Origin of the sequence: Galbibacter kalidii (genome assembly GCF_026241135.1) — a bacterium.
GTDB lineage: Bacteria > Bacteroidota > Bacteroidia > Flavobacteriales > Flavobacteriaceae > Galbibacter.
In genome coordinates this window covers 19,652-34,842 of sequence record NZ_JAPFGA010000023.1, presented here as the reverse complement: position 1 = coordinate 34,842, position 15,191 = coordinate 19,652, and the positions used below count along the sequence as shown (strand labels likewise).

General features: G+C 37.5%; 11 protein-coding genes. 5 read left to right on the top strand and 6 right to left on the bottom strand.

Going from position 1 to position 15,191, the window contains the following annotated elements; genetic code table 11:
- Positions 1–41: 41 nt before the first annotated feature.
- Both OOZ15_RS18000 and OOZ15_RS17995 read right to left on the bottom strand, forming a co-directional pair.
- Positions 42–2,195, bottom strand: a complete 2,154-nt coding sequence (locus OOZ15_RS18000; protein WP_265957841.1) for a T9SS type B sorting domain-containing protein — start codon at positions 2,193–2,195, stop codon at positions 42–44.
- Positions 2,196–2,569: 374 nt separating this feature from the next.
- On the bottom strand, positions 2,570–3,349 hold the full coding sequence (locus OOZ15_RS17995; RefSeq protein ID WP_265957840.1) for a DUF6503 family protein: 780 nt from the start codon (positions 3,347–3,349) through the stop codon (positions 2,570–2,572).
- 105 nt (positions 3,350–3,454) lie between these two features.
- Here OOZ15_RS17995 and smpB point away from each other — a divergent pair, with 105 nt between their 5' ends.
- From smpB to OOZ15_RS17975, 4 genes are all read left to right on the top strand, one after another.
- The gene (smpB, locus tag OOZ15_RS17990; protein WP_265957839.1) at positions 3,455–3,913 is read left to right on the top strand and encodes an SsrA-binding protein SmpB; all 459 of its coding nucleotides are present in this window, start codon (positions 3,455–3,457) and stop codon (positions 3,911–3,913) included.
- Between the two features lie 168 nt (positions 3,914–4,081).
- Complete coding sequence (locus OOZ15_RS17985; protein WP_265957838.1) at positions 4,082–6,562, top strand: T9SS type B sorting domain-containing protein; 2,481 nt, start codon at positions 4,082–4,084, stop codon at positions 6,560–6,562.
- A 575-nt stretch (positions 6,563–7,137) separates the two neighbouring features.
- On the top strand, positions 7,138–7,287 hold the full coding sequence (locus OOZ15_RS17980; protein WP_265957837.1) for an MPN domain-containing protein: 150 nt from the start codon (positions 7,138–7,140) through the stop codon (positions 7,285–7,287).
- Positions 7,274–7,672: a JAB domain-containing protein gene (locus OOZ15_RS17975; RefSeq protein WP_265957836.1), complete on the top strand. Its 399-nt coding sequence runs from the start codon at positions 7,274–7,276 to the stop codon at positions 7,670–7,672. The genes OOZ15_RS17980 and OOZ15_RS17975 overlap by 14 nt, the downstream gene beginning before the upstream one ends.
- 3 nt (positions 7,673–7,675) lie before the next feature.
- Here the strand turns inward: OOZ15_RS17975 and OOZ15_RS17970 are convergent, their stop codons facing one another.
- The 4 genes from OOZ15_RS17970 to OOZ15_RS17955 form a co-directional block, all read right to left on the bottom strand.
- Entirely contained in the window at positions 7,676–8,239 is a 564-nt protein-coding gene (locus OOZ15_RS17970) for a hypothetical protein (RefSeq protein WP_265957835.1), read from the bottom strand.
- A gap of 354 nt (positions 8,240–8,593) precedes the next feature.
- Positions 8,594–10,282 (bottom strand): leucine-rich repeat domain-containing protein, encoded by a 1,689-nt coding sequence (locus tag OOZ15_RS17965; RefSeq protein WP_265957834.1) that lies wholly within the window; start codon positions 10,280–10,282, stop codon positions 8,594–8,596.
- 228 nt (positions 10,283–10,510) lie between these two features.
- On the bottom strand, positions 10,511–12,193 hold the full coding sequence (locus OOZ15_RS17960) for a hypothetical protein (protein WP_265957833.1): 1,683 nt from the start codon (positions 12,191–12,193) through the stop codon (positions 10,511–10,513).
- A 162-nt stretch (positions 12,194–12,355) separates the two neighbouring features.
- Complete coding sequence (locus OOZ15_RS17955; protein WP_265957832.1) at positions 12,356–13,249, bottom strand: TolB family protein; 894 nt, start codon at positions 13,247–13,249, stop codon at positions 12,356–12,358.
- Positions 13,250–13,505: 256 nt separating this feature from the next.
- Between OOZ15_RS17955 and OOZ15_RS17950 the strand changes: the two genes are divergently transcribed.
- On the top strand, positions 13,506–15,191 hold the full coding sequence (locus OOZ15_RS17950) for a histidine kinase (protein ID WP_265957831.1): 1,686 nt from the start codon (positions 13,506–13,508) through the stop codon (positions 15,189–15,191).

Sequence of the window (15,191 nt, the reverse complement as noted above, 5' to 3'; positions counted from 1 at the left end):
TTGGGGTTAGTTTAAGTTTTAGCGCACTAAGATAATAGATTTTAGTTAACTAAGGTAATAGAACCTTTTTTAATATCCTCACCTTTTTTGTTGATAAAGTAATAGTAAACGGCTGTTTCTGCACTCGTTTTCGTTGAAGCATTAGGCCAATTGTTGTCGTATTTGTTTGTTTTTAAAATAGTTGACCCATAAGAATCACGAATAACAACTTCGGTATCCGGATCGTTGACATATTTTGCAGGCAAGGTCCATTTATCGTTGATGGAATCGTTATTCGGACTGATAATGTTTGGAACGGCTACCACATTATTGGAAACCACTTCAATGGTTTTTTCAACAGTACATTCACCAATATAAGCAATCAAGGAATAAGTACCTTCATCAGTAAATGACATTAGTGAAGTAGTGCTTACCACAGTTCCGCTGGCGTCGATCCACTCATAACGGTCACCACCTGTGGCGTTGGCTTCTACTGTCCTGTCCTGTGTTATGGTTATTTCTTCTCCCGGATATACTGAGATAAGTCCTTCTGTGTCTTGTTCAATAGTAACCGCTTCAGAAATTGTAGAGCATCCGCCATAGCTTACTTCTACCTCATACGAACCTGTTTCACTCGCTGTAAAAGTATTTCCGCTACCTGAAGCTACCATTTCCCCGTTGTGGTACCATGTATATACAGCACCTTCGATCTTGGTGGCAGACAATTGTGCCTGAGCGTCAACACAAGACATTGGTTCGCTGATGTTTACACTCATTTGTGGAAGTCCCAATACCACCTCATATTCATTTGAAGTAAAGGTTTGATCTTCATAAGTAAGTTCCAACTGGTATGTTCCGTTATCGGTATAATCAAGTGATAACGATGCATCAGTCATGGCTGTAAACTTACCGTCTTTTATCCATTTCATATCAAAATTATGGAAAAACCCTTCGTCTATAGTGATCACATCATCATTGGAAAGTGTTCCTTTTAAAGCAGACAACTCGATAACAACGGATTGGGAATCACAAGATTTGTATTGATTTTGAGTATTGATTTCCGCAGTAAAAGATACAGGTTCATAAACATTGAAAGTCGATGATTCTACAACACCATCACAAGTCGAAGCTGAAGCTACTTCAGCATAATATGTTCCTTCGTCGTTTACAACTATGCTCAACTCATTATATGCTTCTTCAATCAAGATTCCGTCTTTATACCAATTGATATCAGCTGTCGTGTCATTGGTTTCTATAGCTAACGTTGCTGTGTTATCACCAATAATAACAGCATTTAATGGCGAAGCTGCTTCAACTACAGTAGATTTGTTTTGTTCTATACTTACCGGACTTGAAGCTGAAGTACATCCGTTTTCGTTGGTCACTTCCAACATATAGCTTCCGTAGTTATTGGTTTCAGCATCCAATGTCAATTGTGGAGCATAGCCGGACAAACCTTCTATTTTCACATCATCTTTATACCAAGTGTATACATAGTTTTCATTGTCGATTGAAGCTTCTAAAACCACTGAGGTATCAGAACACGCTTCTATACTTTTGTTTCCAAGGATTGAAATATCAAAACTCTCCCCTTCTGTCACGATCACCAAGTTGGAATAAATTTGTCCGGTACAGTTTCCATAATAAGGCTCTGCATAATAATCGCCCGGCTCAGTCACTTCAAGCTGATTTTCAGTGGTAACAGTATGCAGGGCTCCGTCTTTATACCACACATATTCTGCTGCGACATCATCGTTCAACTTCAATATTGCACTAGAATTACCACACAAGCTCACATCATCATAATTATTAAGCACCAGGGCCACATTAGGAACAAAGAAGGCATCAAAAGCAGCGGTTGACTCACCTACCATCGCAGGAGAAGTGGATCGCAATCTTATCTTATAATTTTCCCCGGCAACAGATTCAGGGAAGGAAAATTCTTCTGTAAATTCATAGGAATAGTTTTCTGTAGTAACAGATTTAAGTACCGTTGGATTGTCAAAGTTTCCATTTTTATCAGACAATTCTATATAAAAAGTATTGTCGGAGTTAAAAAGAGCATCCGTAAATGAAAAATTGGCTTCATACGAATTGAAAGATTCGTTTAGACAAGCATACTCAAACTTAAGTTGAGGAGCATTGATGTTCTGACCATAACTGTTTAAAGCAAACAGTGAAAAAATAATTCCGAGAGTAGTAGCTATTTTTTTCATAGGTAGTCGGTTTTAAAATTTGGGTACTTGTTTTAAACCTATTTTAAACGAACTTCAAAATTCATATCATGTCTTTTTTTTGAATTTCGCTTATAACAAATATATCAAACAAAAAATAATAATCGTTAAAAACCCTATTTTTTCGATGAAATGCACAATTTTTTTAAAGAAGATTCTTTGTTTTTTATTTTAAAATGAATAAAAAATGAGCTTAAATAATTGATTTAGTGACTATTAACTGTAAAAAAGCATGTAAAATGAGAAAAAATCAAGAAAATGAGGGGATTAAGGAAAAAACTGGAAGATTAGATCAACCCTTGAGGGTTTAGAACCCTCAAGGGTTGAAATTTAAAAAATCATACCTACCATAAGAATTAGTCAGCCCAAAAATCGCAACCAGAGCAGTCTTTTACTTCTATGTTTTTAAGTTCGATGACAGAAACCTGTTGAAGTTCTCCAATTTCAAACAGGTTATCCAATTGAAATAATGGTGTAGATCTATCTTTCGGTTTAAAATTGTTATAATCTACAAAATCGATCCCATTGATCGTCCTATGATTATATGCCTCCCTGAAACGGAGTCCACCGCCATCACTATAATATTTATAAGCAAGATAATCTACTTGATAAGAATCTGTATTCACCCAATACACATAAATATCCTCATAGTCTTCACCTCCACCCTGTTGATCAAACCAGACCTTAATCTTGAAATACTCCTTATTATTAATAGTGATAATATCCAATAACTCTTTGTTAACAGCATTTCCATCCAAACCATATGGTAAATAAGCAAAATAATGCACAGCATTCACACTGTTTCTATATTTAACCGTCATAGAATCGGCCACTTTTATTTTTTTACCATTTACCGTCCTTAAAAAGCTATCGTTTGTAACAATATCAGCCGTAGTAACAGAATCTTTAGTGATTCGAGCCAGTTCAAACCGTCCATCTTCTCTTACCGAACGGTAGCTCCTATCCCTAAAATCAAAAGATATCTCTTTTTTGTTGAAATTATTCCCACCTGAAACTTCAATGGTCTTATTTATTATAGTAGTCGAATTTTCAGTTTTTTGACAGGAAGTTACAAACAAACAGGCTAACATCGTAAGTACACAAATATGCTTGCAGAAGATCAGAGTTCGTTTCATTTTAAAGACAGCTTAACTATTTATTACAAAGATATTGTTTTAGGCCAATATAAAATAGTGGGCTTGAAGATGCCAATTCGATAAATGTTGTTAATTTTGTCCTCTATGCAAAAAAACATCAACATAAAGAATAAGAAGGCTCGCTTTGAATATGAGATCATAGATACCTATGTTGCGGGAATCGTTTTGGCGGGGACGGAAATAAAGTCCATTAGGCAAGGCAGGGCTTCCATTGCTGAAAGTTTTTGTGAATTCAACGAAAAAGGAGAACTCTTTGTGATCAATATGACCGTTGAAGAATATACGCATGCCACACATTTTAACCACAAACCAAAAAGCGAACGTAAACTCCTCCTTAACAAACAGGAACTGAGAAAACTTCACAAAAAGGTAAAATCCACCGGTTTTACCATTGTTCCGCTACGGTTGTTTGTTAACGACAAAGGATTGGCAAAAATGCAGATCGCCCTTGCCAAGGGTAAAAAACTATACGACAAACGTGAAACCATCAAAGATCGTGACAACAAACGCAACCTCGACAGGATTAAGAAGTCGTTTAGGTGATTCCGTTGGGAGCCTCAGTAAGCAGTTGGCAGAGAAAAATCAAAAGTTGAAATTTAAAGTTTAAGGTTTTTGGGGTTGATTCAGTGTATGCTTCCTGATAATAGGTTAACTATTAAAAACATCAAAATTCTCAATTTTATGACTTATATTTAATCTTTTTAAAATTTTATGCTGAAAACTTGCTTTACCTACACCACCGTTTTTTTATTCATACTAAAAGGCTTTACACAAGACACACCACCTGTGATAGAGGCTGAAAACAATTCAATTTATTGTCCGTTGACCCAAATGTCTATAGTGGACTCTTTCAGCATCAATCATCCCGACGAAAACAGTATCGACGCTCTTCATATACAAATCTCAACCGGTTACCAAAATGGTTTTGATACACTCTCACTAACCGGAAACCACCCTAATGTTAACCCAGATTGGGATGCCGTTCAAGGTAAACTTACACTAAGAGGTGTTGGAGGAGCCAATATAAGTTATAGTGATTTAATTGACGCTGTACATGATGTGGTTTTTGAAAGTAGTACTTTAAGTGTTACTCCTGAAAAATCACTGTCTTTTACCATTGGTGATGCCAACTATTTGCCTTCTACCGGGCATTATTATCAATACATCCCCGATCTGGGCATTAGCTGGACGGAAGCCAGAGCTGCTGCCGAAAATCTTGACTATTTCGGTTTGCAGGGCTATTTGGCCACTATTATGTCTGAGGAAGAAGCCCAGCTTTCGGGCGAACAAGCAGCAGGTGCTGGATGGATTGGCGGTAGTGATGCCGCAACCGAAGGGGTTTGGGAATGGGTTACCGGCCCAGAAGCTGGTACTGTTTTTTGGAATGGTACATCCAATGGTACTTCGCCTAATTATGCCAAATGGAACCATAACGAACCTAATGATGCTAATGGTGGTGAAGATTATGCGCATATTACAGACCCTTCAATTGGGATAAGAGGTGCATGGAACGATTTGAGGGTTGCAGGCGATCCACCGGGGCCTTACCATCCTAAAGGCTATATCGTGGAATACGGCGGAATGCCCGGGGATCCTCAAGTAGACCTTTCAGCGAATACGACCATACTCACGCCACAAATTGAAAATACTACAGAAGCATTTTACTGCGGAAATGGTAGCGTAACCCTGGAAGCCGAAGCTTCGATGGGTGAGGTGTGGTGGTTTGATGATGAAAATGGCACACCCATAGCTAGCGGAATAACTTTTACTACTCCTGTTATTACCGAAACAACTACTTATTATGCCATGGCGTCATACAACGGCTGTGCGGATGGTGAAAAAGTACAGGTAACGGCAACCATTTATCCCCTGCCTGTTATCGATACTTCCATTGTCTTTAGGAATTGTGATGAAGACGGGACGGCAGATGGTTTTACTGATTTTAACCTCGCGGAAGCCAATGCCTATATCACAGATACCCCTGAAGACTTTGCCTTTACCTATTACCTTTCACAAGCGGACGCCAATCAGGCTGAAAATGCCCTTGATCCCATTTTTAACAATGCTACGGCCGGTACAGTTTACGCTAGGGTGGAAACTGATATGGGTTGTTATGAAGTAGGCGAAATTCAATTGGAAGTGTCTACCACTTCATTTCTGGCTGGTTTTATGGTGCCATTACCAACTTGTGATGACGATGCCGATGGAAGGAATGTTTTTGACCTGACTGAAGCTTCGCAGGAGATTTTAGATCAATTTCCCGGCGGACAAAACCTCAGTGTGCATTATTACCACACTCTGAATGATGCCCATTTGGAACAGGACGAAATCAGTAATACCCAAAGTTATACCAACGAAACTCCTTTTACTGAAACCTTGGTTGTTCGCGTGGAAAGTGAAGACAACGGGGATTGTTATGGGATTGGAGAGCATTTGACCTTAACGGTTCACCCATTGCCGGAGTTTGATGTAACCGAACCGGTAATCTATTGCCTGAATGGACCGCCCGTGACCATAGCAGTATTGAATCCCGATGGAAATTACACTTATGAATGGACAAATCCCAACGGTGTGGTTATCGGCACACAAAGCACTGTTTTAGTAGAAGCTGCCGGAGTTTATACGGTTGAAGCTACTTCTGATGAGGGTTGTTCGCGATCACAAAGTATAACGGTTACAGCATCATCAGTAGCTGAACTAACCATAGATGATATTACGGTTGTAGATGCTTCAAACAACAACAGCATTTCCATAGACCCCAGTAATCTGGGCAGTGGTGATTATGAATTTGCTCTGGATTCTCAATTCGGTCCTTATAAAGATGATCCTGTTTTTAGCAATGTTGCTGTTGGCGAACACATTTTGTTTGTAAGGGATAAAAACGGCTGTGGGATATCATCACTTCCAGTTTCCGTACTCGGCTATCCGAAGTTTTTTAGTCCGAATAACGATTCTTATAACGATCTCTGGAACCTGGAAGGCTTTGGCAGTGTTTACACCCGGCAATCTGTTGTCCATGTTTTTGACCGCTATGGGAAACTCCTTAAAAGCTTTAGTCCCGAAGACCCCGGTTGGGACGGCACACTTAACGGTACGCCCCTCCCCGCCACCGATTATTGGTTTAAAGCGGATTTGGTAAGGCTCAACGGTAGTTTACGGGTGGTCAAGGGGCATTTTAGTTTGCTGAGGTAAAGTTTCAATCTTCAAATCACAAATTCCAAGCAACCAAACTCCAAAGGCTAAATGAGTTTAATAAAAGAAAAAGGCGGTAATCCCCATTATAGCCAAAGTAACGGGTAGCACTACTAATAAAAACAGGATACTGACCGCACCACTTTTCATCCCACTCACCAAGTAGCTTTGTTTGTAGAATCGCTTTACTGCAAAATCAAATACACAAAGAAGGCTAAAAACAGAAGGAAATCAATCCACGACGGGATATTGATTACAAAGCTTAGCAGGTAATCAATAGATAATAGTGCAAATCCGAAGCAGAAAAAGTAGAAGCTAAACACCAAATGCCAAACGTATGGTCGCCCTTTGTAGAAAAACAATTTGAGCAACAAGGCAAAAATTGGCAATAAAAAGAACATCGCAATTGGAAAACTATCAATAAATGCTTGAGCAATGGCTCCTCTTTGGCCTTTTTGAATTGTATATGATCAATTAATGCTCCTACTTTAAAAGAATCTGAATATTTATTGTCAATAGTTAGGAATGGCAGGCTTATTTAATCGAGAAACCACTATAACCCCAAACAAGTAAGCGTGGGAACAAGATCAGGCGAAAAGGAGCATTTTTGGGTAGCCGGGTTAGATAACAAGAATAAAATCCTTTTTATAGAATTGGTCAGTCTTGGGGGCGGTCAACCGTGTTATGGTCAACCCGCCGGAGATATTCAGAATGGCTATCTATAAAATGGCTATAAAAATGATCCTGGTACACAATCATCCAAGAGGCAAAACCGAGCCTTCCCAAGCAGATCTGGACTTAACCGACCGGATGATGAAAACCGGGGAACTGATTAAAATTGAAGTTGTCGATCACCTGGTCATTTCCGAGGATAAATATTACAGTTTTGCTAATGCAGGCATTATGAGCCAACTGAAAAAGACAGGGAAATATGAAATCCTTGACAAGGAAAAAGCCGAAGCAAGAAAATGGAAGACCGAATTTGAAAAGGAACAGGCTGTTAAAAACAATAGTATCGAAATTGCAAAAAAAATGAAGGATAAGGGGTATGATACTGATGCTATAAAGGAACTTACAGGGCTGACTAAATGGGATATTAGGAAATTATAAATTCTATTCTGTTTCCATAATTTCTTCAATCAATTCTGGAGGGCCAAAATATTTTATTCTGCGTTTCTCCATTTCTTTGGGATACAATTCAGACATTAATCTTAAATAGCGGTCTATCTTCACCCCAAGAGTACCAAGTCCGATTGATCTTAATAAAATTGTGTCTTTCTCTTTCGGATTAGTAATGATAAAAAATGGGCTACTTATTTTTTCTGTATAATTAATGTCAAAATCAGACATCATTCTTTCCAAATTCAATGTATCGTTTTTCAATTCATAGAGAACTTTTGGAAAACGAGTAGGCGCATCATTCATCACAAGTTTTTCCTTAATTTGTAGATATACACTATCATTCATCTTTGTAATTTCAATTCGATCAAATTCTTCCCACATACACATTGATAAATTTACTCCAATATTCAAAGTGTCATTGTTTTCCATTTCATGAGCAAAATCGGTATAATCTTTTGCTATTCTAAATCCAGATTTTTCAGGCATAATTCTTTGTTCACAACCAAGCACAATTGCAAGACTTAGAAACAATATTTTGAACTTTTTATTTTTCATCTACTTGAAGTATATATTGAAAGGAAGGATTCCAACAGTCATAATTATGGCAAATAATATCAAAAGTTAAGCGAAACACCCCATTCCACAAACATTGCCTTCCACTCCTACTGCCACTCCATGCAAAGAGTGTTCCATTACATTTTAAAGAAAGTTAGGGAGGGAAAACTTTTCAGAAGTTAAAGATAAAAAGACGCTTTTTTTCCCAAAGCAAAGTTACATAACGCAAGTACAATATGGCGCCTTTAGATCCATATCGACAGTATTTATGTAACAGCCGTTTTACGACTATTGCCTGTTTATCAATGTCAACATCATTCTGTTGCTAACATTTTAAAATAATGAATTAAACAATTAGTTATTATTGAAAGACCAATTATATGTAGTCATTAAATCATTTATTTTTTCAGTAGTAGTGACATCTATGTCATCAGAACCTGGATTGTTTTTAAAGTTGATATAACCATCAAAAATTGAATTCAAAACTGCTCGATCATAAACAAGAGATATTAACTCATCTATTTGGGTGCTATTAAATTGGTTTCCACCAATCTCAAGATCAAATATTTTAGGATTATTTGTAATATCTAATGCAGTAAGATTATTATTCTCAATAATTAAACGATCAATTTCTGGGTTTTTAGACAAATCTATATCCTCCAATAGGTTATCATCTATATAGATATTCTTTAATTTAGTATTTAAAGAGAAATCAATGTTTGCTATTTGATTTCCATATAAATCAACACGTATGAGATTAGTGTTCTTTGAAAGATCAATGTTTGTAAGTAAATTTCTTCCAACGTTTATTTCTTTTAAATTTGTATTGTTTGAAACATCTATCTGTTTTAATTTGTTATCAGATAAGTCAACCCTTTTTAGACTTAAATTTTTTGACAGATCTAAATTGTTGAGTTGATTTTCTCGAATCGACAATACTTCCAAATTGGTATTATTAAAAAGATTTATACCCGAAATTTGATTTCCAGTCAACCATAAAAGTTCTAACTTTGAATTTTTTGAAATATCAACATTAGATAACTGATTATATCTTAGGATTACATTTTTTAATTCAAGATTATTTTCAAAATTTAAATTTGTTATTTGATTGTACCCTAATGTTAATTGCTCTAAAGCAGTATTCTTCGAGGTGTTTAATGTTGTGAGTTTACCAGCATAAAATAGACAGGAATTGAGTAAACTTAACTTACTTATGTCTGCGGAAATTAAATTACTCTGATAATCATTTTCCTGATCATTACTATAAAAATTTAATTCTTGAATGGTTTCCAGTGGACCGCTTATATTTATAGTGTAGACACCTTTTGTTTCATAGGTATGATTTTGTTCACTTTCTTCTAAAGTATTACTTAAATCAGAAAAATATTCATCCGTAGTTCCATCTCCCCAATCAATTTCATAGCTTGAGTTTGTAATCGATTCAATAACAATAGTTTTTGTGGTAATTAAGGTCGATTCATCAACAATTAAGCTAAAGAAATCTGTAGTGTCAGGGAAACTTAAATCTAAACTTTTATACCCAAAATCTACCGCAGTATAACCATCTGCACTGATGTTTTCTGTAGATGTAATAGCTAGTTCTTCCTCTTTTACATTAAAACTAAATGGTAATGTATTTTGGGTTAACTTAGATAAAGGAGCATTAGCCTTGGGAACCATAGCAACCACTACATTATTAGCATCAGTTAAAATAAACTCCGTTAAGCTATAAGTTCCTGCTGTAAGTATTATTTCATCCGTTATATATTTATCATCTTGCTTAAAAACTTCAACTTTTTCCCTGGTAAGAACTGCGTCACCATTAGTATCAATAATACTAATTAATGCAAACCCAGATTTGGGATTGTCGGATGTTTTGTTGGATTGACTTTTTGAGTTGTTAGCTGCAAAATCAATTTGAAATGCTTGCCTCCCCTCTACTTTTGGAGTTATTTCAGGGGTGTTAATTTCCTCACTGTCCTTGTCCTTACTACAAGAAATAAAAACCATTAAAAAAAATAGCAGGTAGTAAATTTTATTCATGTTTGATTGGTTGAAAGATATTTATAATTTGTTGTCCGTGAATATAATTGAAATAGTTGATTAATTAAAAAATTAAATGAATAAATAGATTTTAAATCTGTATTCATAACATAAAAGTTATAGCCTTCTCCATTTTATTAGACGATCATTGATGAATCAGATTGCTATATTGTTTTGTATATTCACTCCATCTCGTTTATTTTGAAACCTTTGACACGCCTATGACGGCTATTGTTTGGGTCTGAGGTTCTCAATAACCTGAGCATCCACCCAATAAGGTTTTCCTACCCAATTAGTACTTCCATCTTCTCTAACCTCCCACTCTCCCCTCGAAAAAAATAGATATTTTCCATCAGGTGTCAGCCCCGCACCACTTTCATGGTATGCTGTGTTTATCTTATCTCCCATGTTAATTGCTGGTAGCCAAGAACCATCTTTCTGTCGAAAACTAATATAGATGTCAGAACCGCCATGTCCATCGTCTCTTACAACATCCCATATCAAATAGGATTCATCCGGAGCAATCTTGGGGTGGGCAATCCATGTTCCGGTGTTAATCTCCTTGCCCATTTTTTGACGGGGTTCATATTTGCCGTTTATAAGGCGTGAAAAACTTATAGCTCCAATTGTATCAGGTCTTTCAAATTGATCAAAGAAAAAAGTTCCTTTGTCTGAAACCGATATCCCCATGATATGCATGTCTGTAAAAGGTGGTCCCATACTTTTGAGTTCCGACCATCCAGACTCGGTTCGTTCCCTATATTTATTTCCCTTGTACATAATATTACCATCCTTAGAGTACTTTGGCCATTGTATATCGGTCTCAGATTCATTCCCCCATTTATTATTTTCATATCGAATAACAAAAAATGTGCGTTTTTCATATTTTCCATTTTTCCTGGAGAAATAGAAGGTCTTCATATCTGGTGAAAAATTACCACCTTCAAAAAGCCCTTCTGGAGAAACAATGTCAGGAGCAAACTCTACAGGAATTAAGCCCGGTGACTTTTCTCCAAAATAGCGATCTTCTATGGGCGGAAAATCAGGATCGTTTACACTGTATTTGGGCCTAAGTGACTCGATAACCTGAGCATCCACCCAATAAGGACTTCCTACCCAATAACTACTTCCATCTTCTCTAACCTTTTTATCTCCCCTCCAAAAAAATAAATACTTTCCATCAGGTGTTACCCTTGGGCGCTGTTCATAGGCTGCTGTGTTTATTTGAGCTCCCATGTTAATTGCTGCTCCCCATGAACCATCTTTCTGTCGAAAACTAATATAGATGTCGGGAGTAGATACGCCTTCTTTCTCAACATCCCACATTAAATAGGATTCGTCAGGAGCAATGAAGGGGTGAGCTTTATACATTCCTGCGTTAATCTCCTTGTTCATTTTTTGAAGGGGTTCATATTTTCCATCGATAAGGCGTGAATAACTGAGATAGCCATTGCCGTCACTTTCTAAGAAATAAACATAGTAAGTCCCACTGGATGAGACCGAGAACCCCATGATGGGTAGGTCTTTGAAGGGTTCAAGGTTTTCTATCCCCGATAAACCAAGAGTGAATCGTTCCCTATATTTCTTTATATCTGTTGATAGAACAGTCGCCTCGCTCCAACTATTGTTTTTGTATAGGGATACAAAAAGGGTGCGTTCTTTATACTTTCCGCCCTGCCTGCTGAAATAGAATTCTCTCATCTCTGGTGTAAACACACAGTGGCCTTCTACATACTCTTCTGTTGCAATAATTCCGGGAGCAAACAATTCAGGGGTTAATCCTGGCGGTTTTTGGCCAAGATAGCGATCTTCTAAAGGTGGAAATCCAGTATCATTTCCAGTTTTTTCCTGGGCAAGGACAGTATTGAGCGATACAGCAAATGTCAATATTAATAATTTCGTTGTTTTCATGTGTATAGTGTTATATTTTCAGTGGTCACACGGAATCTTTGATTAAAAATTCATCCTCGGTTGGTGTAAAATTCGGGCCTGAATTTTTAATGTCGATTTCATGTTCTCTCATTTTACTCTTTTCATAAAAGATTTATTTATCTTAAGTGGTTTATTTATACTTTACTGAGGTTTAAGGGTCTCAATAATTTGTGCATCCACCCAGTAGATGTCCAGATTATCACCATTGTCATCTATTTTTCTGTTGAAGAGTATATACTTGCCATCAGGGGTAACGCTCGCACCGGTATCCCCCTTTCCGGAATTGACCTTGTCACCCATATTGATGGCAGGACCCCATGAGCCATCCTTTTGCCTGAAACTAATATAAAGATCAGAGGCCCCGTAGCCGCCTTCACGCTCGCTGTCCCAAATAAGATAGCTTTCGTCCGGCGCGATGAATGGGTGCGCTGTCAATTTTCCGGAGTTGACTATCGGACCCATTTTAGTGGGTTCCCGGCGCTTGCCGTCCTTGATTGTTGAGATGCGGATTGCGTTCTTGCTTTTAAAATCGTCAAAAACATAAGTGCCTTTGGCGGAAGCCGACAGGCGCATAATACCCCAGTCTTCCCGGTCAAACATGGGGCCAAGGCTTTTGCGTTCTGACCAGCCATCACCAATACGATCTTTGTAGCCTTTCGCCATATGCATGCGTTTGCCGTCAGGCGAGAACACGATTTCACCTTGACGCGGGAATTCCAGATACTTAGTCCAGATATTGTTTTTCCGCCGAAATCCGATAACGGTTGGGCGGAAGTTGTTAGCGTTGTAGCTTGTGTATTCGCCGCGATCCCGGGTGAAGTAAAATTCTTTCATGCCGGGCGCAAACACGCCGCCAAGCTCCCAACCTTCTTTGGAGATAATACCCGGCGCAAATGGTTTCGCCACCATGCCCGGTGGCTTTTGTCCCATGTAAGGGCCCTCTAACAATGGAAACTCTGAGTCAATATTTTTCTGGGCAAAGACAGTGTTTAGCGATATCAAGCTTATCAATATTAATAATTTCGTTGTTTTCATTTTTTTACTTTTTTGTTAGTGTGGCTGCTCGTGATTGATTGATCAACTTTTAGTTGCTTTTTATTTAATTATTTTTAACCACGCAGGTTGCCAACCATTCTTTTGCAACCATATTTATGGCTTTGTATCTTGCAAAAGATATATTTTTCTGTCATTTATTCAATCTAAATTTTACCAACTGCTCTATACTTTAATGAACGACTCTAAGAAGACATATTATAATGATTATCTTGCTTCAGTAATCCCTCATCAAAATATGAACTTGAGATCTTTGTACAATTTCTTCTTAATATGCTTGATATTCTCAGTAACCTCCTGCTCACAAAAGCCTGTTTTCAAAGAATATAAGACCCTATTCCAAATAGGTGATCAACAAGAATGGGCCACAAAAAACTGGAATGATAAGAATTGGAAAGAAAGGATAAAATTAGTTCCTGATGGGCAGATTTTTTGGTCTAGAACGAAGGTCGATATTCTAAAGACCCCAGACCCCTTAAAGTTATATGGTCTTCGGTTAGAAGTCTATGGAGAGTACGAGGTTTATTGGGATGGGGTTTTGATTGGAAAAAATGGAAACCCGGGACAAGAAGCAATGCTTCCTCCTGAAGGTAAATTGTGGGCTACTTTTAGCATTCCTACTCATCTGACGGAAGAGGGGGAACATCTATTGGCCATACGATCGAGTCTTTATTATTTCCCGGATCATACAGGAATATGGAGCTTAGACGTAGATTATTATGACGATCTATTAACCGACCGGCTCATCGAAACTTCCTATATGCACATTTTTGCCGGAGCTTTTCTTATCATCTCATTTTATTTTCTTTTTCTATTTCTAAATAACAAGAACGAATATCCCACGCTCATTTTTAGTGTTTGCTGTTTTCTCGTTTTTGCTCTTGTATTGACAGTATTTAGCAAAGATTACTTACCCATACATTACAGTCTACATGTCATAAGATTACAAATTATTAGCTCGCTTTTGTTGGGCATTTCATTTTTGATTCCTTTCTACTTCTCCATGCAGTTTCCATATTCAAGGCGGGGATTGTTACTAATTCTATACGCAGGAGTACTTATTTTTATTTTCCTTGTAAAACATCATGCTTTCGATTTCAAAGCGGTCAGTATGGTATTGAGTATGTGGTGTTTTTCCTTTGGCGTAGTATCGTACGGGGCTTATAAAAATGTAAGGGGTGCGCGGCTCGTTCTTGTGACGTTACTTTTGTCAATGGTGATTTTTCTCGCCTCTGGTTTTGTCATTAGTTTGTATACTGGTTTAGGGCTTATTCTGTTAGGCATGTTGTATCTGTTATCACTTAACATCAAAGCTCAGCGCTTGGCATACGAAAACTCCCTGGTCCAATCCACTCGCCTACGCCTTGAATTATTGAAGAAAAATATTCAGCCCCATTTTCTAATGAATACCCTGACTTCATTAATAGATTGGATAGAAGAAACTCCTAAAAAAGGTGTTTTGTTTATAGAGGCTTTAGCTAGAGAATTCGATCTTTTTAATCAGATAGAAAATAAAACATTGATCCCTATTGCTCAGGAAATAGCACTTTGCCGTACACATCTTGAGATTATGGAGTACCGGAAAGAGATCAACTATTCTTGGCAAGAAGAAGGTATAGATATTGAGCAAAAAATACCGCCTGGAATTCTTCATACGTTATTGGAAAACGGAATTACGCACAGCTTGCCTCTGGAGGATAACAGTATTAAATTTAAGCTTATTTTTGAATCGAATAGCAATTACAAGTGCTATACATTTTTAACGTTTGCGACTCGTGGAAGACAAGCAACAACTAATAGAGAAGATGGTACGGGACTAAAATACGTAAAGGCTCGACTAACAGAGAGTTATCATGAGCAATGGGATTTTACTTCAGAACCCGTAAATCACGGTTGGAAAAATACCATAAAAATATATTCTTAA

Bases quoted from the DNA above. Each gene is read 5' to 3' on its own strand.
- OOZ15_RS18000 (WP_265957841.1), bottom strand. From the start codon at position 2,195: ATGAAAAAAATAGCTACTACTCTCGGAATTATTTTTTCACTGTTTGCT.
- OOZ15_RS17995 (WP_265957840.1), bottom strand. From the start codon at position 3,349: ATGAAACGAACTCTGATCTTCTGCAAGCATATTTGTGTACTTACGATG.
- smpB (WP_265957839.1), top strand. From the start codon at position 3,455: ATGCAAAAAAACATCAACATAAAGAATAAGAAGGCTCGCTTTGAATAT.
- OOZ15_RS17985 (WP_265957838.1), top strand. From the start codon at position 4,082: ATGCTGAAAACTTGCTTTACCTACACCACCGTTTTTTTATTCATACTA.
- OOZ15_RS17975 (WP_265957836.1), top strand. From the start codon at position 7,274: ATGGCTATCTATAAAATGGCTATAAAAATGATCCTGGTACACAATCAT.
- OOZ15_RS17970 (WP_265957835.1), bottom strand. From the start codon at position 8,239: ATGAAAAATAAAAAGTTCAAAATATTGTTTCTAAGTCTTGCAATTGTG.
- OOZ15_RS17965 (WP_265957834.1), bottom strand. From the start codon at position 10,282: ATGAATAAAATTTACTACCTGCTATTTTTTTTAATGGTTTTTATTTCT.
- OOZ15_RS17960 (WP_265957833.1), bottom strand. From the start codon at position 12,193: ATGAAAACAACGAAATTATTAATATTGACATTTGCTGTATCGCTCAAT.
- OOZ15_RS17955 (WP_265957832.1), bottom strand. From the start codon at position 13,249: ATGAAAACAACGAAATTATTAATATTGATAAGCTTGATATCGCTAAAC.
- OOZ15_RS17950 (WP_265957831.1), top strand. From the start codon at position 13,506: ATGAACTTGAGATCTTTGTACAATTTCTTCTTAATATGCTTGATATTC.